The following is a 21,886-nucleotide window of genomic DNA, read 5'->3' on the forward strand; positions in this document are numbered from 1 at the left end:
GACTAAGTCGCCCGATTAAAGTGTAAAAACGCTATTTAATCAAAACTCATACTTACATTAAGATAGAAATAACGTCCTTCTGCGCTATGTAAGCTGGCTTCGTAACCATAAGTTTCATCGGCCAAAGGTGGTGCTTCATCGAAAAGATTACGTACGCCTAGACGCATTTTTGTCCCTTCCAATGATCCTTGTTCGAAGGTGTATTGACCATAAACACTAAATGTTGTCCAGCTATCTACTAACCAAAATTCACCAGAGGTATCGTTAACTGCGCCGGTGTCGTAGAAGTCGCCAACATATTTTCCATAAACCCCTGCACCCCAATTATTATAGCGCCAAGTGATTGTTCCACTTGCTTGCCATTCAGGTCGTCCGTCTAACTGAATTAAGTCACCCACGTCGTCTAGAGTCAAACCTAGCTCTTGTAGTTTTGCCGACTCAGAATCGATTGATTGGTACGCTTTTAATAATTTAGCAGCGTTAAATTTGAATGAGAAATCACCGATTTCTGTATTGTTTAACTTATAGTAAGCGCCAATATCGAGACCTTCTGTGACACGAGAATCTAGGTTTTCGAATAAACCGATAATCTCAGTCATATCGCCCACGGCTTCTAAACCTGAACCTTCATAAAACGCAATGTCATCGGCATTTGCTTCTTCACGAATAACATTTGGATTAGAACTACCATTTAAACGTTGATAATAATCTAAATCAGCAATGTTTTGATTAGAGCGAATACCAATTAAGTCTTCTTGTTCGATACGCCAGTAATCTGTAGTTAAGGTTAGATTATCGATAAATTCAGGAGTAAACACCAATCCTAAACCGTAGTTGTAATCTTTCTCTGGTTTCAGTTCGGTGTTACCGTAACGAATGTTTTCAGCACTATCACCACTGCTACATTGGCTGATGCTGTCTAACTCACCCTTGTTAATTTGTGCTTGGCAGCGATAGTAATCAATTGGATAGTTTACTCGCGTGGTGCTAGCCGTGTGCAATTGTTCTAGGTTAGGCGCACGGAAGCCTTCGGCGTATGAGCCACGAATTTGCACAGACTCAACTGGATACCAGCTTAAAACTGCTTTGGGTTTAAATACATCACCAACGTCATTATAACGCTCATAGCGACCAGCCACTTGGAAGTCCAATTTATGTACAAGTGGAATATCCATTTCAGGATTAACTAATGGACCTGCAAACTCAACGAAGGCTGATAACACGTTACGTGAACCATCTGAATTTGGTTGTCCACTGGAACCCATTACATCCGTTGCGTATGCTGCGCCTGTGACACTATCAGTGTAAACCGTCGTACCGTTTAGTCTGTCATCATAGATATTTTCGAAGCTTTCATAGCGCCATTCGGTACCAAAAGCTGCACCTACATTGCCTGCTGGCAAACTGAAAAGGTTTGCGTTAGAAAATTTGAAATCCACTAGACCTAAGCCGGTTTCCCCTGAACGACTTACATCAATCAGGAAACTATCGATTGTTTCTTGGGAGTTGCAAGTTGCGCCGCAAAAGGTGTTATAAGCAGTATCATCTAGACGATTTACTGCATCTTGGAACAAACTTAGACTAATACGGTTATGGGTGGTATCAACGGTTTTAGCTTCAGAATAAAGGGCTGCAGAGTCCCATTCCCAATCATTGTATGAGCCAGTAGCACCACCTAAAACACGGAAAGAGGTATTTTTCACGTTGATTTTACGGGTTCCGGCATCTACTACGCGGTAAGCATTAATTGAAATGTCTAAACCTTCAGCGGGCGTATCATATCCAGGTATTCTATTTGGACCACTACCTAGAGGGTTCCAGTAAGCAGTGTTAGCAATGGTAACTGGAGCGGAGGTTAGTGTGGCGGTCTCAGCACGTTGAGAGTTGGACTCTGCCCAATAATAACCAAGTTCACCGTACAGGCTAACCTCATCGTTTAGTTCATGATTTAAATAAACGAAGGTATTTAATCGCTCCGTTTCTGGGATCATAGTACGTACGCTATTGGTATTGTAGGCTTGCGTATTGGTGGTAATACTGCCGCTATCTACACATAAACCATTGTCCAGAACACATTGCTGATTTGTGTCTGTAGCATCAACGGGCTCAATGTGAAAACGTCCTGCAGAAGATGTAAGGCCAGTCACTGCTTGAGTGGCATCAAATCGACCCCACGGGGTTGTGGTAGATGTATTGCGGAAGTTAGTGTCTCCTTCCCAATCTGTGCCCACTAAATAGCTGCGTCTATCCGCATCTGCGGCGTAATCTAGTTCAGAGGCCATGACTTCTGAACCATGATAGTAATTTACTGCGGTGGTGATATTGGTCATGCCATCGTTAATATCCCAGCCCGCTAAAGCATTTAAGTTTACTTTTTCTCTGCTGGTATTTTCTGCTTGGCCATACTGGACGTCGAATTTGTAGCCAGCAAAATCTTTACTCATTTCAGTGTTTACTACACCTGCTACGGCATCAGAGCCATAAATAGCGGCGGCACCGTCGTGTAGGATCTCAACTCGGTCGATTCCTAATACAGGAATAGAGTTCATATTTACGGTGGTAACTGGTACAGAGTTTTCTGTTTGTGTGCCTGGGTGTTGCACCATTCTTCTGCCATTAAACAGCACTAAGGTGTTACCTGTACCAATGCTGCGCAGGTTAATTGATGCGACATCACCACGGGATTGGTATACACCGCTGACTACGTCGTTACCATTAAAGTTGACATTACCATTGCTCGGAATAGACGCGAATAATTCAATTCCTGAGGTTGCGCCAATCGCTTCTATATCAGCAGCGTCAATTAATGTAACAGGTAACGCACCGGTTATATTTGCGCCTTTAATGCTAGAACCTACGACAATAATCTTTTCTACGTCTTTAGCTTCGTCCTTCCCATCAACCTTAGGAGCAACTTGTTCTACGCTAGTTTGCTGGTTTTGTTTTTCAATGGATAGATTAGCTTGATCATTTTGCTGCTGTGCTGTGGCTAAGCCAGAAATGGAAAGTGATCCGATGGCAGCGAGTATCGCAATATTTAGTCTACTTCTTCGGTAGTGAGATGTGTTGGACTTTGGCATTATGTGTTTTCCTAGGTTCTTCCTAATTTACTTAGAAATTTATTATTTTTGCGGCTACTACACTCTACAATTATGTTTCTCAACACAATTGATAAATAATCTGCTAGTTATAGCCTGTGGTTATGGGTTGGTGTAGAAAGACTCTGTATTTCTACTTGGCAAGTATTGTTGTGTGCAGCAAGCTTAGGTTAGTGTTTCAAGTTGTAATGTTTTTTGCAGTTTCTTAATTTTAAATTAAGAGGCCATGACACTGCAAATGTTAATGCTGTCAAAATCACCCTTATGTTATCCTGCGACGATTCCAACTTGGGGAAGTTAATGCGTTTACGTCATATCGAAGTATTTCATGCTATTTACACAACAGGTTCAATAACTAACGCGGCTAAATTACTCTATGTATCTCAGCCTTCCGTTTCTAAAGTGTTGTCTCATGCAGAACAACAGCTCGGGTTTGATCTATTCCTACGTAATAAAGGAAAACTGATCCCCACAAGCGAGGCCAAAACCCTTTTTCCGGAGATAGATAAACTATATAAACAGCTTCGTTCGATAAATGCGTTAGCTGAAAATATTCATCGAAGTGATAGTGGCATCATTGATATAGCGCTAACCCCCGGACTTGGGTTTGGTGTTATTCCTCGCGCCATTGCTAAATTTAAAGAAGTGCATCCCCATGTCCAGTTTAAATTACAAACTATGCACAATGATGATGCCCTGCAAACCTTATTGGAACATAAGTGTGACTTAGCGCTGCTGTATTCCTCTCCTCCTCTACCGGGGATCCAAGAAGTTGAATTAGGGACCAGTGAAGTTGTCATTTTATACCCTAAAAAATCATTTCCCGAGAATAGCCAAAAAGTTAATCTTGAGTCTCTCGCTGAGCATGAATTGATTAGTATTTGGGACAGTGGACCGCTTGGGGATTTAGTTTTAGGTCGCTTCGAGTCGTTAGGAATGGAAACCCACAGTAATATGCAGGTTGATACCTATTTCATTGCCGCGAGTTTGGTGGATAAAGGGGTGGGATGTTGCACCATTGATAAGCTGACCGCCATGAGCAATATTACCGATAATATTGGTGTCTCTGCTTTTAATCCGGCTCTCGATTTCAAAATTAAAGGGTTACATTTGGAAACCAGACCCCTATCTCGGATTTGTGAGCACTTTTTGGATTTTGTGAGGGCCGAACTGGCGCTAGTCAATACACAACAATAACCTAGAGTTATGACTCACCCAAATCAAACTAATTTAGTTAAGCCAAAATATCTTTACCATGGAGTAATATCTATTTTAAAGGAATCTTGATGAATATTAACTATCCGTATTTGCTATTTGTAGGAAACGCTACGGATTCCCTTAGCATTAAAATGGCTCGCAGTGCTGCTGATTGGAGTCCAGAAAAATGCTTAGCAGAATACCGATTACCTGGATGCACTGTGACTACAGGTTGTCCTGCTATGAATATTCAGCAAGCGGCTCAAGCTGGCGCAAAAAGTTTCGTGCTAGGGTTTGCCAATAGCGGTGGATTCCTCGACCCTCAATGGATTCCCACCATACTGGAAGCTATGGATGCCGGTATGGATATTGTCAGTGGATTACACGATAAACTCACCGATATTCCTGAATTGCAGCAAAAAGCCAAGGCCCTTAATTTACAGTTAATTGATATTCGCCATCCGGTTACTCGGTTTAAAACCGGAACAGGTAAAAAGCGCATTGGTAATCGTCTGCTGACCGTGGGGACAGACTGTTCCGTGGGTAAAATGTATACAACCCTTAGCCTCACAAACGAAATTCAGCGCCGCCAAGTGCCTGCCACTTTTAGGGCCACCGGCCAAAGTGGTGTGCTGGTCTCGGGTGATGGAGTTGCCATTGACTGTGTTATTGCCGATTTCATTTCCGGCGCAGCAGAAAGTCTTAGTCCAGAAAACAGCTCAGAACATTGGGATATTATAGAAGGACAAGGTTCTTTGTCACATCCAGCGTTCGCTGGCGTAAGCTTAGGGTTATTGCACGGGTCACAACCTGACTCGCTGGTGGTTTGTCATGCACTAGGTCGGGAGCACATGCGCGGCCTCCCGTTACAGCCCTTACCCACAATTGAACAAACCATTAATCTCAATTTGGCCCATGCAAAGTTAACCAACGCCCAAGCTAGAGTGGTGGGCATTGCCATCAACACTTCCTCGGTGGATGCTGAGCAAGCCCTGCAAATTTGCCAATCAATTAGTCAGCAAACCGGCTTACCCTGCTCTGATCCCATTCGCCACGGTGTCACCTCAATTGTAGATAACCTGTTATGACCTTAGCAATTAATATTAGTACTCAGTCTTTTCCTCTGAAATCCGCTTTTCGTATTTCCCGTGGGGTTAAAACGAGTGCGGAAGTGGTGGTTGTGTCTATCACTGATGGTAAATATCGTGGATGGGGTGAAGCTGTCCCTTATGCCCATTATGGCGAAACCATTGAGAGTGTTTGTGAACAGCTAAAAGGTGTTCAAAATCAAATTGTCAGTACCGAGCAGCATAGTGAACTAAGCCAGTTATTAGCTCCAGGTTCGGCTCGAAATGCCTTTGATTGTGCCCTTTGGGACTTGCGGGCGAAACAACAAGGGCGCAGCGTTGCTGAGCTGGTTGGGGTGTCACTATGCTCGTCTTGTCATAGTGCGCAAACCATTAGTATCGACACTGTGGATAATATGGCGTTAGCGGCGCAACAGCTAAAACACAATAAAGTGATAAAAGTAAAGTTAGATGAACAGGATGTGGTGCAACGAATTCAGGCTATTCATGCTGTTTGTCCTAACAGTCAGATTATTGTTGATGCCAATGAAGCATGGAGTCTTGAATTGCTAACACAGGTGGTGGAACCGCTACACGCCTGTAACGTGGCATTAATTGAACAGCCTTTACCTAGTGGTAAGGATCAGGTTTTAGCTGGATTTCAATCGAGTATTCCACTTTGTGCTGATGAGTCCTGTCACACTGCAGATGACTTGGAACGTTTGCTTCCCTTATATCAAGCGGTAAACATCAAATTGGATAAAACTGGTGGATTGACTGAAGCTTTAAAGTTAATGAAGTTGGCTAAACAGCATAATCTAAACGTTATGATAGGTTGTATGGTGGGATCATCTCTTGCTATGGCGCCAGCATACCTATTGGCTGGCGATGCGGACTTTATTGACCTCGATGGGCCAGCGTTAATTGCTAACGACCGCCCGGGTGGTTTTGCATTTGTAGATGGCGAAATGGCGATAAATAGCCAACCTTTATGGGGTTAAGAAGCATAAGCTGAGTCACTTGTAATAGAGCAGGTGAGCATTAACTAATTGGTAATGACACTCTGGCTACTAAGCCGCCTTGGGAATGGTTACTCAGTTCGATTTTACCTTTATGAAGGCTGACAATTCGTTTGATGATGGCTAAGCCGAGTCCTGAACCACCACTACCTCTGGCTTTATCACCTTGGGTAAATGGCTGAAACAAGTCTTCAATATTTTCTGTGGGGATGCCAGGGCCGTAATCTCGGACTTCAAAATACACCTGTTTATTACGCTTATCATGATAGCTAGTAATCAGGATGTTTTCACTGCCATAACGAAAGGCATTTTCAATGAGGTTATCTAACACTCGTTTGATTGCAATCCGTCTTATCATCACCTTAGGTAGTTCAGTTAATTGCGTATCGATGTGGTAATTTTCTTGAATATTACGAGCATGCACAACATCTTCAATCAACTCGTTCAAAGACAACATCTCACGACGCTCTCGGGTATCTTGACGCACATAATGAATAAACTGATCGATAATGTCGTTCATGTCTTCAATGTCGTGGACGATTCCATCTTTTATCCATAGCTGTTCGTCGGGCAGCATTTCTGTTGCCAATCGTATGCGCGTTAAAGGGGTGCGCAAATCATGGGAAATGCCCGCAGTTAATAGCGCGCGGTCATCTTCTAACTGCTTAATACCCTTCGACATTTGATTAAACGCGCTGGTGACCGCAATTAACTCACTTGCCCCTTCTTCTTCTAATGGTGCCGGGACCTTTCCCTTAGCTACTTCTAGCGCTGCCATTTGTAAGGCGTGAATGGGTTTGTTTAAGCGTCGCACAAAAATCCATCCGCCAGCGACACTCAAAATACCGATGACGATCAAATAAATGGTAAGGGGAGAGATATCGCCTTCACTAAAGCTTGCCATGGGAATGGATATCCACACGTTTGGATCTTGTGGCGGGTTTACCCAAATTAAGAAAGGTTCTGAGGCTGAGATCCTAACGTCTGCTTCTCCACCGAGTAAATCGGAAATCTGACGAGAGAAAAATTGGTAATAAATAGCCTGCTGCAATCCACTTTCCACAGCTTGTTTTTCGCTGTATATGCGAATATTTGTAGCATCAAAAATGTGACTTTGGGTTTGCGGATTGAGGTAATCGACCTCATCCAGAAACACCATGTTAATTTGCTTGGCGATTAATGAATTTATCTGTTGATAATTAGGCCGGATAAAATAATAAGTGACTGATAGATAGGACACCACTTGGTTAATCAGCAGCAATACACCAATTAATAAGACGGTTTGTCCAAATGCACTTTTAGGAAAGATTCTCACCAGTTTTGATTCAACCTAACTAACTTGGGGTAAACACATTTATTGCGCTTCGCCATCGGGTACAAATACATATCCTAATCCCCAAACAGTTTGAATATAACGGGGATTGGCAGGATCGACTTCAAGCATCCTACGTAAACGCGATACTTGAACATCAATGCTACGCTCTAATGCACTGTAATCACGGCCTCTGGCCAAGTTCATTAGTTTGTCTCTTGATAACGGCTCTCTAGGGTGGGTTACTAAGGATTTTAACACCGCAAACTCGCCACTGGTTAAGGTAAGGGCTTCCCCGTCTGCAAACATTTCGCGGGTGGCAAGGTTCAATTTATACTTACCAAATTCCACAATCTGCATTTCTTGCGAGGGCGCACCTGGGGCTTCGTTGGTTTTACGACGTAGTACGGCTTTAGCTCGGGCCAGTAGTTCTCTAGGGTTAAAGGGTTTAGGCAGGTAGTCATCAGCGCCCATTTCTAAACCAATGATGCGGTCTACTTCATCACCTTTAGCGGTCAACATTATAATTGGAATTTCATTTTCTTTTTGGCGTAGACGTCGACAGATTGAGAGGCCATCTTCACCTGGCAACATTAAATCCAGTACTAACAAATGAAAGTTCTCGCGTTCTAATAAACGATCCATTTGCTCAGAGTTAGCAGCTGAACGAACTTGATAGCCCTGTTCTACTAAGTAGCGTTCTAGCAAGCTACGTAGGCGCATATCATCATCAACAACCAATACTTTCTGTGTTTCTTGTCCCATGTCGACCCTCAAAAGGAAATACCCGTTAATCACACCACTATAAATGAATACTAGGGAATTCAAAAGATTAGCTAAGTAACAATGTTATGTGGAGTGTTACAAATTGTTTGTGAGAAGCCGTATAAACAACATTTAATAAAAACCTTGTTACAACACACCCAATATTTTGTCCATGATCCAATTGGTATGGCTGGCGATAGCAGCTTGGCTGGGATGGCTATTTCCCCCCTTTAAATGCTCAGCTATGGCTTGCACAAACGGGCCCTGAATTGGATCAGGTGTAGGCATAGCTATGGTTTCGCTGCCCTTGTCTGTATAAATAGTTGCTGGGTTGTCACCAAAAATAGCAAACTTTAGATGACCTTTACTACCGAGTATTTGTACTTTGTCTTGATATATATGACCGCCGAAGTTCCAGCTTCCTATGCCAGTTACACCAGATTCGAACAATAAGTTGGCAACGATGGCGTCGTGGGCGGTGTATAAACCCTGTTGATTGCCGCAAATTCCTTGGGCTTGTTTTACTGGTCCCAGCAAAAACGTCATGATATTTAAACCGTGACTAGCCAAGTCGTCAAAGTATCCTCCAAGGGCAACACTTTTGTCGGTACGCCAGTTAGGAGTTTGACTTAAATCTTTAGCAGATGGAAAGCGGCTGTATTGCCAAGATATATGCCTAACATCACCAATTAACCCTCTCTCGATGATGTTTTTGAGCGTTATAAAACCTGGTAAGGAGCGCCGATAATAAGCGACAAAAAGAGGTAGAGCCTGAGATTCAAAGGCATTCTCTATTTTTTTGCTTTCGGCGAAATTTAACGCCATCGGCTTTTCAATGCAGCAAATTTTGTTTGCTTTGGCGACCTTTAATGCCAAATCACAATGACTATCTGGTGGTGTCGCTATATAAACAGCATCAATATTTGGATCATCAATCATAGCTTGAGCACAGGTATAATGATGGGGGATATTATGGCGTGAGGCAAAATCTAGCGCTTTTCCTGGTGTGCGAGCGCATACTCCGTATAGTTCGAATTCTGTAGTTTGCTGATAGGCAGGGCCGCTTTTCTTTTCGCAGACACTGCCGCAACCAATCATTCCCCAACGAATTGAGTCAGATTGGTTGTCCATTAATCTTTGCTAACCCAATCCATTTGAAAACCAGCTTTGCGTTTACGTTCTAAAAGCTCTTCAATTAATGGCGACAAGATCAACTCCATGGCTAATCCCATTTTACCGCCAGGAACCACTAAGGTGTTGATTCTCGACATAAAAGCGCCATCAATCATCTTTAATAAGTACGGAAAATCCACGGTTCTCATTTCGCGGCGAAATCTTACTACTACAAAACTCTCGTCTTGCGTGGGAATTTCTCGAGCGCTGAAGGGGTTACTGGTATCGACCGTTGGGACCCGCTGAAAATTCACATGGGTATTGGAAAACTGCGGAGTAATATAATGAAAATAATCTTCCAAACTACGCACAATACTACTCATCACTGCTTCTCGCGTGTGACCGCGGTCTGTGGTATCTCGAATAATCTTTTGAATCCACTCAAGGTTTACAATAGGTACCATGCCCACAAGTAAATCAACATGCTTAGCGACATCGGCTTCTGGGGTTGTAACCCCGCCATGTAACCCTTCGTAAAACAACAAGTCGGTGTTTTCGGGAAGGTCCTGCCACGGCGTAAAGGTGCCTGGCATTTGATTAAATGGAACTGCTTCGTCGAAAGTATGTAAATACTGGCGGTGTTGACCCGTACCTGTTTCACCATACTGAGCAAATAGCTTTTCGAGCATGATGAAGTCGTTAGCTCTTGGACCAAAATAGCTAATGTGTCGACCTTGCTCTTGGGCTTTACGTATTTCAACTTCCATTTCTGGTCGTGTGAAGCGGTGAAAACTATCGCCCGCAACAGAGGCCGCGTTAACAGTTAAATTACGAAAAATATGCCTGATAGCATTAGTTGTCGTAGTTGTACCTGCTCCAGAGGAACCTGTTATTGCAATAATTGGGTGTTTTACAGACATAGTGAACGTTTCGAGGAATAAGGACCATTAGTTATAAGCAAGGCGAGCTCAATGGTCAAGTCATTTACGCTGACAATATCTAATTCAACAAGTAAATGAGGCTAGATTGGAGCGCTTGAATTCTGGGTTCCTTCGCCGGGTGTTATAAATAGTAAATTTGTTCGCTTGTCACAATGAGCGGTATGCCAATGGGCTTTGGGAATTACGGCAAAGTCACCTTGCTGTTTAAGCGCTATATGTTTATCGGCGTTTCCTATGCGAATAATTAATTCACATTGCCCAGACATTAAAACGACTAATTCATCGCCAGTTGGGTGCATTTCCCAGGTCTGCCAGTTTTCGGTAAAAGTATGGGCAGCAACTAAGGAGTGATTTTTAAACGACGCATACTGTTGATCTAGTTGTTGATAAAGCTGTTCAGTAACATCTTCTGTGGCCACTGAAAGGTTAGGTTTTATAACAGCAAAGGTTTCAAATAGTGTTTTTGTTAGCATCTTAATTTCACCTTAGAGTCTGTCTATTTTCTTTTATGTCTGGATTTACCCCAAGTAATTCCCATTAGCTCTACTAAGAATGCGGCATTCAAGCCAAATACCAGCAATCCATTTACCGCACTTAGTGCGCCCATAATTCGCCACTGATGGCTTAAAATGACATCTCCAAACCCAAGGGTAGTAAAAGAGGCGATGGCAAAATAAAGGGCTTCTTCAAGCTCGTTGAATTCACCCACAAACAAGAACGCAAACGCCCAAATCCACATATCGATAGTGATGCCCAACACTAACCATAACACCGACAATATAATGATAATGGGGCTTTTGATATGTTTATAATCTTTCGATTCTAATTGACGTATTAGCTCAAACTTCGAGGATAAAATACCTAAAAATATCACTTGAACAATAATTGTTAAAATGATGATGACCGAACCTACTACTATTTGATTTAACATAATGGTTTGACTTTAAGTATTTGTGCGACATTATTAGTTTATGACTAAACTAACTATATGCTTTGTGAAAATTGATGCAAGTTATTGAGTGTGTGCTGTTTGATACGGAGTTTACCGCTTGGTTGGGCTCTAAGCAGCGTAATTGGTCTGAAAGCTGGGAACATCGGGAACTCATTCAAATTGCTGCTGTAAAATTGCGGATTAGCAGTGACTCGGCTTCAACACTGGCTAGCTTCAATGAATTAATACGTCCTACCATTAATCCTCAACTTAGTGATTACATAATCGATTTAACGGGTATTGAACAAACTACGATTGAGCAAATGGGTGTCGACTTTGCCTCTGCATTAAAGCAATTTCATCTATTTTGTAATCAAGGTGATATCCCTATATTTTCATGGGGCAATGACTTGTCTGTATTGCAACAAAACTGTGAGTTATATGCTTTAGAGTTTCCTGATTTTCGATGTGGTTTTCACAACTTGCAGTTGATTATTCGTAATTTAGGTTTGCCGGGATTTGAGCAATCAAGTGGTGGGTTGGCGAGTTTCCACGGAATAGCATTGCAGGGTCACATTCACAACGCGCTTTATGATGTGCGAAGCTTGGCTGCGACCCTTGATATGTGGCTACGTAAGCGTGCGCTTACTATCGATGATCTACTTCTTACAGAACGTAGATAAATATAGCTCTTCAACTTTTTTACGAGCCCAAGGTGTTCTTCTAAGAAACTTTAAACTAGAGCTCATACTCGGGTTTTCAATAAAGCATTTTACTTTAATTCTCCAACCCAAGCCCTCAAAGCCATATTCTTTTTGTAGCTCTTCAAGCATTTTTTTCAGGGTGATGCCGTGTAACGGATCACCCTGTTTGCCTGGTTTGTTATCGTTAGTATCCAATTTAATTTTGTTCTCTAGCAATGGCGCGATAAGCAATATCATCTCGATAAAACATACCGTCCCAATTAATTTTATTGACTAAATTATAGGCATTTTTTTGTGCTTCTGTGACTGAATTTCCTAATGCGGTGGCACACAATACTCGTCCACCATTAGTAGTGACCTTATTGTCCACTAATTTAGTACCAGCATGGAATACCTTGCCTTCTGTTTGCGAGGCAAGATCAAGCCCTAGAATTTCTTCACCTTTTGCATAACTGCCAGGATAACCACCTGCCGCTAGCACCACGCCTACAGCCGCTCTAGAATCAAATTTAATATTGGCTTCGTCAAGTTTGCCAGCTGTGGCTTGCAAACAAAGATCAACAATGTCTGATTGTAGGCGCAACATGATAGGTTGAGTTTCAGGGTCACCGAATCGACAATTGTATTCAATAACTTTGGGGGTACCGTCAGCCATAATCATCAGTCCAGCATATAAAAAGCCAGAATAAGGATTGCCTTCACTTGCCATGCCTTCCACCGTGGGATAAATCACTTCGTCCATAATTCGCTGATGGATTTCAGGTGTTACCACAGGTGCCGGCGAGTACGCTCCCATGCCGCCAGTGTTCGGACCGGTATCACCGTTGCCTACACGCTTGTGGTCTTGGCTGGTGGCAAAAGACAGGACGTTTTTACCATCTACCATTACGATGAAGCTGGCTTCCTCACCGTCTAAAAATTCTTCAATAACCACACGGCTACCGGCGTCACCGAAAGCATTTCCTGCTAACATATCACGAATAGCATCTTCAGCTTCTTGTTCAGTCATGGCAACAATAACGCCTTTACCCGCGGCTAAACCGTCGGCTTTAATAACGATTGGTGCACCTTTTTGTTTTAAATATGCCAGAGCAGGTTCAATTTCAGTAAAGTTTTCATAGTCACCTGTTGGGATTTTATGACGGGCAAGAAAATCTTTAGTAAAGGCTTTTGAGCCTTCCAACTGTGCCGCAGCCTTAGTCGGCCCAAAAATGGTTAAGCCTTTGGCTTGAAATGCATCAACTACGCCTATGACCAATGGAGCTTCTGGACCTACTATGGTTAAATCAATGGCATTTTGTTCTGCGAATTCGAGTAACCCGCCGACGTCGTCTGCTTGGATATCGACATTGACCAATTTATCTTCTATTGCGGTGCCGGCGTTCCCAGGCGCTACATAAACGGTTTCTACATAGTCATTTTGAGCTGATTTGAATGCTAGAGCGTGTTCGCGACCACCGCCGCCGATGATAAGTATTTTCATGAATCGATTATCTTATTAACTGATTGAGTAAGGAATGGAGCTTCATAATGGTGGGAATTGTACAGAATAAAAGCGCAAAAAGCGTGTTTAACTGCACGCTTTTTATAGTGAATTTGCTTCTAGGTTATTAATTAGCAGATTATAATTTGGAAAATTCCTGCTTAAGCTGATATTTGTCGTCGGTAACAATAGCCTCAAGGGTGTTAAGGCGTTCTTTAATTGCTTTCAATTCAGCTTCTAAGGCCGCCACATTGCCCGACCCTGCTTCTAATTTTACCTTTGCATCCATCATTTTTTGTTTATGCGCAAAAACCATCCCCAAAATAACAATGGGTAAAACAAATACTAGTAAAATGTCCATATATCTTCCTCTTTGAGACTGTCGTTGTGTGCTTTGATACTTATAAAAGCAAATTGAATACCAATTGAAAAATACAATAAAATCAAATGCTTGTATATTGATCGTTTTGTTGTTCTGGTTTTTAGCACGATTAATTAGTCAAAAATACTACTTAGCTGTGTCATTTGCAAAGTTCTTCGATCCGTCCTCCGTTTACAGAAGGTTGAACACCTGCAAACGGGATTCAACCGCCAATCTATTTCTTTGTAGCGCGGGCTTCAGCCCGTGGGGGAAAACCACACCAAACCTGCACGGGGCTAAAGCACCCGCCTACAGGCGATGCACAGGTTAATCTATTTCTCTGTAGCACGGGCTTCAGCCTGTGGGGTAAAACACAGCTAACCTGCACGGGGCTAAAGCACCCGCCTACAGGTGATGCACAGGTTAATCTTTTTTCTGTAGCACGGGCTTTAGCCCGTGGGAAAAACCACACCCAACCTGCACGGGGCTAAAGCACCCGCCTACAGACAATGCACAGGTTAATCTATTTTCTGTAGCATGGCCTTCAGGCCATGAAAAAAACACAGCCAACCTGCACGGGGCTAAAGCACCCGCCTACAGACGATGAACAAGTTAATCTATTTCTCTGTAGCACGGGCTTCAGCCTGTGGGGTAAAACACAGCCAACCTGCACGGGGCTAAAGCACCCGCCTACGGGGGCCTAAGGTAAAGACATATTTTTGAGGCAAAAAAAATCCGGCGATAGCCGGATTTTAAGATTATGTTTTTACAGAAGCTTAGTGTTTGAAATGACGCATGCCAGTGAACACCATAGCAATGTCATGTTCATCCGCTGCGGCAATGACTTCGTTATCACGCATTGAACCACCTGGCTGAATCACTGCAACTATTCCCGCTGCTGCTGCAGCATCGATACCGTCTCTGAATGGGAAGAATGCATCAGATGCCATTACTGAACCTTTTACTTCAAGGTTTTCATCTGCGGCTTTTATGCCTGCGATTTTGGCAGAATAGACACGGCTCATTTGCCCTGCGCCCACACCGATTGTCATACTATCTTTGCAGTACACAATGGCGTTGGATTTAACGTATTTAGCCACTTTCCAAGTGAACATAAGGTCTTTTAACTGTTCTGCTGTAGGTTGACGTTTGCTGACAACCGTTAGGTCTTGCTCTTCAACCATCCCGAAATCACGCTCTTGCACTAACAAACCACCGTTGACACGCTTAAAGTCGTATCCATCAGTTAGTTGACCTAACCAGTCACCACATTCTAATAAGCGAACGTTTTTCTTAGTGGCTACTATTTCAATGGCTTCTTGACTCACTTTAGGAGCAATAATAACTTCAACGAATTGACGATCCACTATCGCTTGAGCGGTTTTAGCATCTAACTCTCGGTTAAACGCAATAATGCCACCGAATGCTGAAGTAGGGTCAGTTTTGTATGCGCGGTCGTATGCCGTAAATATATCGTCGCCTAAGGCTACGCCACAAGGGTTTGCGTGTTTAACAATAACACAGGCGGGTTCTTCAAATTCTTTTACACACTCTAAAGCGGAATCCGTATCAGCGATGTTATTAAATGATAACTCTTTTCCCTGAAGTTGCTTAGCGGTGGCAACTGAGGCTTCTTGAATTTGATTCTCAACATAAAATGCAGCTGACTGATGGCTGTTTTCGCCATAGCGAAGATCTTGTTTTTTGCTTAACTGCATATTGAACGTGCGCGGGTACTCGCTATCTGCATCACTAGAATCGGAATCAATACGAGCACCAAAATAGTTGGCGATCATGCCGTCGTATTCTGCCGTGTGCTCGAAGGCTGCGATAGCTAAATCAAAACGGGTTTTGTAAGTTAATGAGCCGTTGTTCTCGGCCATTTCAGATAATACACGTTGATAGTCTTTGGCATTCACAACTATGGTCACATCTTTATGGTTTTTTGCCGCAGCACGCACCATAGTGGGACCGCCAATATCAATGTTTTCGATGGCATCTTCTAAAGAGCAATCTTCATTGGCTACAGTTGCAGCGAAGGGGTATAAATTAACCACAACTAAATCAATTGCTTGAATGTCATTTTCTTGCATTACTGCTTCATCGGTGCCGCGGCGAGCTAAAATGCCACCATGAACTTTTGGATGCAATGTTTTTACTCTGCCGGCCATAATTTCGGGGTGACCCGTATAATCAGATACTTCAGTTACATTAAGGCCTGCGTCAGCAAGTAATTTGGCAGTGCCACCTGTGGAGAGCAGTTCAACTCCTTGTTCAACTAAGGAAGTGGCAAATTCAACGATGCCAGATTTATCTGAAACACTTAATAGGGCGCGGCGGATGGGTTTAGCAGATGTCATTCTTATACTCTTGATTATGTGAAGATTAAGTTGACCAAATAGTCAGGTATAGCGAAAACAAAAAGAGCACCATGAGGTGCTCTTTAAATTAAATTGTTACTAAAAACATAATGTGGGAAAACCCGATCATTAGTTCATTCCGTATTGCTTTAACTTTTTACGAAGCGTACCACGGTTGATACCCATCATGATAGCTGCGCGAGTTTGGTTACCGCGAGTGAAAGTCATTATCTCTTCCAATAAAGGCGCTTCCACCTCAGCTAAAACTAATTCATAAACATTTTCAACGTCAGTGTTATCTAACTGTCTTAAATACTTATTAACAGCTTGTTTAACAGAATCTCTCAAAGGCTTTTGAGCTTGAGTTTGAGATGGAGTTGTCACTGTAGTAGTGAAAGGTGAAGTCACATTTTGATCGAACATAAACATCGTGCTCTTTAGTTGATAAAAAAAATTAAGCAGCAGGTGACATTGAATGACACTCTGCCAGTTTTTCAAAATACGTATTCAATTGGTCGAGTTGCTCTTGAGCATCTTCGATTAAATTGAATTTAGCTCGAAATACGCGTTCCTTGTCGTGATCTGCTAAATACCACCCCACATGCTTGCGGGCTATTCTGGCTCCCATAAAATCACCATAAAATTGGTGAACATTACTGACGTGTTCAAGCAAAACACTACGAACTTCGTCAATAGTTGGCGCGGGAAGCTCTGCGCCGGTGTTCAGGTAATGTAATATTTCACGAAATATCCAAGGGTTGCCTTGGGCTCCGCGACCTATCATCAATGCATCAGCATTCGTCATTTCCAGCACTTCTTTGGCTTTCAACGCACTGCTGATATCACCATTTGCAACAACAGGAATGGATACAGATTGCTTTATTTTCGCAATCGTTTCGTATTCCGCATTGCCTTTGTACATACAGGCTTTAGTTCGTCCATGCACAGCCAGAGATTGGATACCATTGTTTTCGGCAATCTTCGCGATTTCTACACCGTTTCGATTATCTTGGTTCCAACCCGTTCTAATTTTTAATGTAACGGGTACATCGACGGCATTCACCACAGATTGAACAATTTCTTCAACCAGTTTGGGGTACTGCAACAATGCAGACCCAGCCATCTTTTTATTAACTTTTTTAGCAGGGCACCCCATATTGATATCAATAATCTGAGCACCGTTACTAACATTTAATTGTGCTGCTTGAGCCATAAGTTGTGGATCTGCACCAGCTATCTGTACGGAACGAATACCAGATTCACCCGTATGATCCATCCGCTGCTTTGATTTGTCTGTGTTCCAAACCTTCGGATTAGAAGACAGCATTTCTGACACCACAAGCCCAGCACCCAAACGTTTACACATTTGTCTGAAGGGTCTATCTGTAACACCTGCCATAGGTGCTAACATGAGATTATTGTCTAATTCGTACTGACCAATCTGCATGAGTTAATAGGCCCTTATGTTGAACAATAAATGTTCGGCTAGTCAAAACGGGCGCTATGTTACGGTTTTTTGACCGTTTTGAAAAGGCTAATTTTTAAACAAAAGTGTAATTTATTTGCGTTCCAGATCTTGACAGACGTGGCTTTCCATGGCCCGACCAGCCTTTAAGTTGTTTTTTAATCTGTTGTTTTGACAAAATATTATTTGTTAAACAAAACCTTATGTTATTTCATTGCATTTGGTGATGTTTTGTTACAAATTTTTAGAGTGGACTAATTGGTCTGTTTTTATTTTTTAAAAAAATTTAAAATTGAAGCTTTATGACGTTGCAAGTTGGTTAATTGCCAGTATAAAGCTTCGAATTAAACTAAAAATGAAGACTAATTATGTAAATTAAAAGTTGGTTTGGGCGTTTTAACCCTTTATTTTCTTACCTGAGACTCTCGCCCAATCGCCATCTATGGCAATCGGCTCCATTTCAAAGTCTGCGGAATAAAGTTGGTTTATTTCTTCAGCCTGGTTGGCCAATATACCGGATAAAACAAGTAATCCTCCGGGCTTACAATAATCGGTTATAACTTGGCGCAACTCTCTTAATGGACCAGCTAAAATATTGGCTAGCACGATATCAGCCTGCAGATCTGGCTGATCTTTGGGTAAAAAGACACTAATTTTATCTGCTACTTCATTCCGTCCAGCGTTGTCCATGCTGGCCAATAGGGCTTGTGGGTCAATATCAATTCCCACCACTGATTCGGCACCTAATTTTAATGCTGCTATGCCCAAAATACCTGAACCACAACCAAAATCGACTACGCTTTTATTTTCTAATGTCAGTGCGTCTAACCAGCGTAAACATAACGAGGTAGTAGGGTGAGTACCAGTGCCAAAGGCGAGTCCAGGATCCAACATCACGTTAACCGCTGTGGGGTCTGGGATATCTCGCCAACTTGGACAAATCCAGAGTCGCTTGCCAAATTGAATCGGGTGGAAGTTATCCATCCATTCCCGCTCCCAATCTTTATCTTCTAGCTGATCTAATTTGTGCGTAAATCCTTTGCCTAAAATTTTGGACTTTTCAAGTTTGGATACAACGCGCTGCATATCGAATTCGGCATCATATAAACCAACCACTTGGGTATCAGGCCAAAGCATGACCTCTCCCGGCTTAGGTTCATACATGGGTGTATCTTTAGCATCAGTGAATGTTACAGCTTGCGCGCCATTGGCCGATAACATATCACCTATTTGTTCTGCGTTTTCTGCATGTGTGTCGATTATTAGTTGAATCCAAGGCATCGGGGTTTCCTATAAAGTCAATTTACAATAGTATCAAGTTAACAAAAGATCGGCTTATTAATTTTTAACTATTTCGGAATCAAACATTTTTCATGATAAACAATAAATTTTTTATTGCGCTGTTTTGTCTGACAAATTTGATAGTGTCAAGCTTCGCATGGGCTCAACAAAGCTTATTTGTAGCCATAGGTTGGGATAAGCCGCCTTATGTGATGAGCAACGCTCGAGCTGGTTTTGAAGTTGAGATGTTACGAGACATTATGCAAAACATCGGCTACGAGGTGCAATTTATCCAAATACCTTATGGTCGCTCGTATGATATTTTTAATATGAATAATATTGATGCCGTTGCCACTTTGAGTAGCAAACGTCAGGCTAAGCAGGTACACCTTTCCGATGCTTATATTCAATACCAAAATGTAGTTGTAACCTTAGCCTCTTCCAACATAGTGCTAGATAGCGTTGAAGATATGTCGAATGTATCAACCGTTGGTTTCCAGTCGGCTTTTAAGCTCTTAGGGAGTGAGTTTACTAAAATGGCGACAGACAACGCCGCCTATAGAGAAATACCTGACCAAGGACGTCAAGTTAAATTACTATTTAGTAAAAAGACCCAAGCTATCGTATTGGATGTCAATATCTTCAATCACTTAAGTCGCACAATAATAAATACAGCTGATGAACAACCCGTTATTATTCATCAGCTTTTTGCACCTAGCCTTTATAGAGTAGGGTTTCGTGACCCAGAAATTCAGGTTAAGTTTGATCAAGCCCTAAGCGCGTACTTAACATCTGAAAAGTACGCCACCTTGAGCAAAAAGTACCATTTTTATAATGCCCTTATTGCTACAGAAAACAGCTCAACATTACCTTTTACGGAATAATAAAGGCTCTAATATCTTCAACTAGTGATTTGAGGGATGGTTCGTGAATGTACATCATATGTCCAGCCTCATAATACTTCATCGTGACACGGTTAAGATCTATGCCATGATGATTCATGGAATGTTCAGTCGCAAAAAACGGAGTGGCTAAATCGTAATAACCATTTGCTACAAATACTCTGAAGTCTTTATTTTGACGCATGCCTTTTGAAATGAACGGCGTAACGTTCATGAATCCTTGGCTACGTGCAGATTTCCCATATAACCAATTCCAATTCACAAATACTTCGCCACTTAATACATGATATGGCTCAGAGCGCTTCACATTAATGTCATTGGCAAAGTAATGTTGTATTGCCGCAGTATAAGCACCATCAATTGCATAAGATGCTGGGTCAGCTTCAAAGTGGTCTACGACAATGTTAGCGTCTTCACCAAGGTATCGGCTGTCTAAGCGACCAATCACTTTGCCTTCGTCTCGCATAAGCTCTTTCATAAACAAGAATTCGCTAACACGTAGTTTGGATTGTTCGATGTATTGTTTTTTTAAGCCCGTATATGCATGCAATTTATTAATGACGTTGCTCACTTCTTCAGGGGTAGCGAGCGCGCCTTTTAATAATACTGTGGCATATTCATTAAGAGCAAAATCTCGCGTATCAGCTATGAAGTCCTGCAAGCTATTCCACTGAGATTTATTCGGCACTTTATTGTGATACCAAGCTGTTGCGGCATAAGTTGGCAAGAATGTGACATAGGGTAAGTCATTACCTTCTGTGAAGTCTCCGGTTTGAAAATCAATAATAGATGAAATCAATAAAATTCCGTTTAAATCGATGGATCCCCAACCTTCCTGCAGTTCTTTGACCATTGCACCAGCGCGGGTGGTTCCATAACTTTCACCGGCTAAATATTTAGGAGAGTTCCAGCGGTTATTTTCAGTGATGTACACTCGCACAAATTCAGCAAGTATCTCCGCGTCTTCTTTGACTCCCCAAAATGCTTTGCCTTCATATTCGCCAAGGGGCTTTGAAAATCCGGTACCAACAGGGTCAATAAAGACTAAATCTGCAACATCCAAAAGACTTAACGGATTATCTTTCAGATTGAAAGGCGCAGCCCCCATAGGTTCAGCATCACTTGGTAATACCACTCGTTTAGGGCCGAACAATCCCATGTGCATCCAAACTGACGATGAACCTGGGCCACCATTGAATACAAATAATAAGGGTCTAGATTCAGTATTCTTTTTATCTGTTCGGGTATAAGCAATATGGAATATGCTGGCTTTAGGTTTGCCTTTAGCATCTAGTAAGTGGCTGTCTCCGGCACTGACTTTGTACTTAATAGAGGTGCCGTTAAATTTTCCTTTGTGTTCGGTAACACTCATTTGTGCTTCGGGAACAGATTGCGGACTTTCGCTATTCGGTTCATTTGCTTCAACGTGAAATGTTAGCAACAGAACAGTGCTTAATGTCATTATAATTTTTTTCATAGTGTTCTACTTGTTATTGTTCTAATTGAAAATAGTGTTTGATAAACATTTTACCCAAGCAAATTTAATTTGGATATGGTTAATGCCCCCTTACCTTAAAAATCCCTAAGCCAAAGGTAAAGTAAAGTTAACAGTCTGATTATAAGATTAAAAATCGAATATAAATTCAACAATAATATGCATGGAAGCAAATTTTATATTGCCAAAATTTCTGTATTAATACTGTACAGCAGCAAATTAAATACCAGATTTTATTGAATTAATTTACAGATTTAATTTGACACAACCTTAAAGTAAGGTATGCTTCAAGCAGCTAAGAAAACCTCGTTAAAGATCTACATGTTCGTTGTTATATCGTTGTTCTTCGTCCTGTCGTTTTTAAGTTCGGTCTCTTTTTATGCTAAACCGCC

At 42.0% G+C, this 21,886-nt stretch carries 20 protein-coding genes; 5 read left to right on the forward strand and 15 right to left on the reverse strand.

Annotation, left to right across the window (positions count from 1 at the left end):
• Positions 1-35: 35 nt before the first annotated feature.
• Entirely contained in the window at positions 36-3,080 is a 3,045-nt protein-coding gene (locus tag ABJV04_RS12565; protein WP_348491868.1) for a TonB-dependent receptor, read from the reverse strand.
• 318 nt (positions 3,081-3,398) lie between these two features.
• Between ABJV04_RS12565 and ABJV04_RS12570 the strand changes: the two genes are divergently transcribed.
• The 3 genes from ABJV04_RS12570 (at position 3,399) to dgcA (ending at position 6,363) form a co-directional block, all read left to right on the forward strand.
• Complete coding sequence (locus ABJV04_RS12570; RefSeq protein ID WP_348491869.1) at positions 3,399-4,295, forward strand: LysR family transcriptional regulator; 897 nt, start codon at positions 3,399-3,401, stop codon at positions 4,293-4,295.
• Positions 4,296-4,384: 89 nt separating this feature from the next.
• On the forward strand, positions 4,385-5,383 hold the full coding sequence (dgcN, locus tag ABJV04_RS12575) for an N-acetyltransferase DgcN (protein WP_348491870.1): 999 nt from the start codon (positions 4,385-4,387) through the stop codon (positions 5,381-5,383).
• Complete coding sequence (dgcA, locus tag ABJV04_RS12580; RefSeq protein ID WP_348491871.1) at positions 5,380-6,363, forward strand: N-acetyl-D-Glu racemase DgcA; 984 nt, start codon at positions 5,380-5,382, stop codon at positions 6,361-6,363. Before dgcN ends, dgcA begins: the two co-directional genes overlap by 4 nt.
• A 40-nt stretch (positions 6,364-6,403) precedes the next feature.
• Here the strand turns inward: dgcA and envZ are convergent, their stop codons facing one another.
• The 6 genes from envZ to ABJV04_RS12610 form a co-directional block, all read right to left on the reverse strand.
• The gene (gene envZ, locus ABJV04_RS12585) at positions 6,404-7,696 is read right to left on the reverse strand and encodes a two-component system sensor histidine kinase EnvZ (protein ID WP_348491873.1); all 1,293 of its coding nucleotides are present in this window, start codon (positions 7,694-7,696) and stop codon (positions 6,404-6,406) included.
• A gap of 39 nt (positions 7,697-7,735) precedes the next feature.
• Positions 7,736-8,458 (reverse strand): two-component system response regulator OmpR, encoded by a 723-nt coding sequence (gene ompR, locus ABJV04_RS12590; protein ID WP_348491874.1) that lies wholly within the window; start codon positions 8,456-8,458, stop codon positions 7,736-7,738.
• A gap of 147 nt (positions 8,459-8,605) precedes the next feature.
• Positions 8,606-9,589, reverse strand: a complete 984-nt coding sequence (locus ABJV04_RS12595; protein WP_348491875.1) for a Gfo/Idh/MocA family oxidoreductase — start codon at positions 9,587-9,589, stop codon at positions 8,606-8,608.
• Positions 9,589-10,491 carry a phosphoribulokinase gene (locus ABJV04_RS12600; RefSeq protein ID WP_348491876.1) on the reverse strand — a complete coding sequence of 301 codons (903 nt, stop codon included), beginning with the start codon at positions 10,489-10,491 and terminating at the stop codon, positions 9,589-9,591. The genes ABJV04_RS12595 and ABJV04_RS12600 overlap by 1 nt, the downstream gene beginning before the upstream one ends.
• Positions 10,492-10,592: 101 nt before the next feature.
• Positions 10,593-10,985: a hypothetical protein gene (locus ABJV04_RS12605; protein ID WP_348491877.1), complete on the reverse strand. Its 393-nt coding sequence runs from the start codon at positions 10,983-10,985 to the stop codon at positions 10,593-10,595.
• A gap of 23 nt (positions 10,986-11,008) precedes the next feature.
• Positions 11,009-11,443: an ion channel gene (locus tag ABJV04_RS12610; RefSeq protein ID WP_348491878.1), complete on the reverse strand. Its 435-nt coding sequence runs from the start codon at positions 11,441-11,443 to the stop codon at positions 11,009-11,011.
• Positions 11,444-11,517: 74 nt separating this feature from the next.
• Here ABJV04_RS12610 and ABJV04_RS12615 point away from each other — a divergent pair, with 74 nt between their 5' ends.
• Positions 11,518-12,126 (forward strand): 3'-5' exonuclease, encoded by a 609-nt coding sequence (locus ABJV04_RS12615; protein ID WP_348491879.1) that lies wholly within the window; start codon positions 11,518-11,520, stop codon positions 12,124-12,126.
• On the opposite strand, the gene ABJV04_RS12620 is transcribed toward ABJV04_RS12615, so the two are convergent.
• The 7 genes from ABJV04_RS12620 to prmA all read right to left on the reverse strand — a co-directional run bounded on the left by ABJV04_RS12620 (position 12,103) and on the right by prmA (position 19,097).
• A complete protein-coding gene (locus tag ABJV04_RS12620; protein ID WP_348491880.1) occupies positions 12,103-12,342 on the reverse strand; it encodes a VF530 family protein in 240 nt (79 codons plus the stop codon). The genes ABJV04_RS12615 and ABJV04_RS12620 overlap by 24 nt on opposite strands.
• Position 12,343: 1 nt before the next feature.
• Positions 12,344-13,630, reverse strand: a complete 1,287-nt coding sequence (gene purD, locus ABJV04_RS12625; protein ID WP_348491881.1) for a phosphoribosylamine--glycine ligase — start codon at positions 13,628-13,630, stop codon at positions 12,344-12,346.
• 139 nt (positions 13,631-13,769) lie between these two features.
• Positions 13,770-13,991, reverse strand: coding sequence for a hypothetical protein (locus ABJV04_RS12630; RefSeq protein WP_348491882.1), 222 nt, complete (start codon positions 13,989-13,991; stop codon positions 13,770-13,772).
• A gap of 776 nt (positions 13,992-14,767) precedes the next feature.
• Complete coding sequence (purH, locus tag ABJV04_RS12635; RefSeq protein WP_348491883.1) at positions 14,768-16,351, reverse strand: bifunctional phosphoribosylaminoimidazolecarboxamide formyltransferase/IMP cyclohydrolase; 1,584 nt, start codon at positions 16,349-16,351, stop codon at positions 14,768-14,770.
• A gap of 129 nt (positions 16,352-16,480) precedes the next feature.
• Positions 16,481-16,774 carry a DNA-binding transcriptional regulator Fis gene (fis, locus tag ABJV04_RS12640; RefSeq protein ID WP_040523552.1) on the reverse strand — a complete coding sequence of 98 codons (294 nt, stop codon included), beginning with the start codon at positions 16,772-16,774 and terminating at the stop codon, positions 16,481-16,483.
• Positions 16,775-16,805: 31 nt separating this feature from the next.
• On the reverse strand, positions 16,806-17,798 hold the full coding sequence (gene dusB / locus ABJV04_RS12645; protein WP_348491884.1) for a tRNA dihydrouridine synthase DusB: 993 nt from the start codon (positions 17,796-17,798) through the stop codon (positions 16,806-16,808).
• A 414-nt stretch (positions 17,799-18,212) separates the two neighbouring features.
• Positions 18,213-19,097 (reverse strand): 50S ribosomal protein L11 methyltransferase, encoded by an 885-nt coding sequence (gene prmA, locus ABJV04_RS12650; protein ID WP_348491885.1) that lies wholly within the window; start codon positions 19,095-19,097, stop codon positions 18,213-18,215.
• Positions 19,098-19,189: 92 nt separating this feature from the next.
• Here prmA and ABJV04_RS12655 point away from each other — a divergent pair, with 92 nt between their 5' ends.
• On the forward strand, positions 19,190-19,981 hold the full coding sequence (locus tag ABJV04_RS12655; protein WP_348491886.1) for a transporter substrate-binding domain-containing protein: 792 nt from the start codon (positions 19,190-19,192) through the stop codon (positions 19,979-19,981).
• Here ABJV04_RS12655 and ABJV04_RS12660 read toward each other — a convergent pair.
• Complete coding sequence (locus ABJV04_RS12660) at positions 19,971-21,476, reverse strand: peptidase S10 (protein WP_348491887.1); 1,506 nt, start codon at positions 21,474-21,476, stop codon at positions 19,971-19,973. The two genes, ABJV04_RS12655 and ABJV04_RS12660, sit on opposite strands and share 11 nt — an antisense overlap.
• Positions 21,477-21,886 lie beyond the last annotated feature (410 nt).

This window comes from Aliiglaciecola sp. (assembly GCF_039982535.1).
Taxonomy (GTDB): domain Bacteria; phylum Pseudomonadota; class Gammaproteobacteria; order Enterobacterales; family Alteromonadaceae; genus Aliiglaciecola.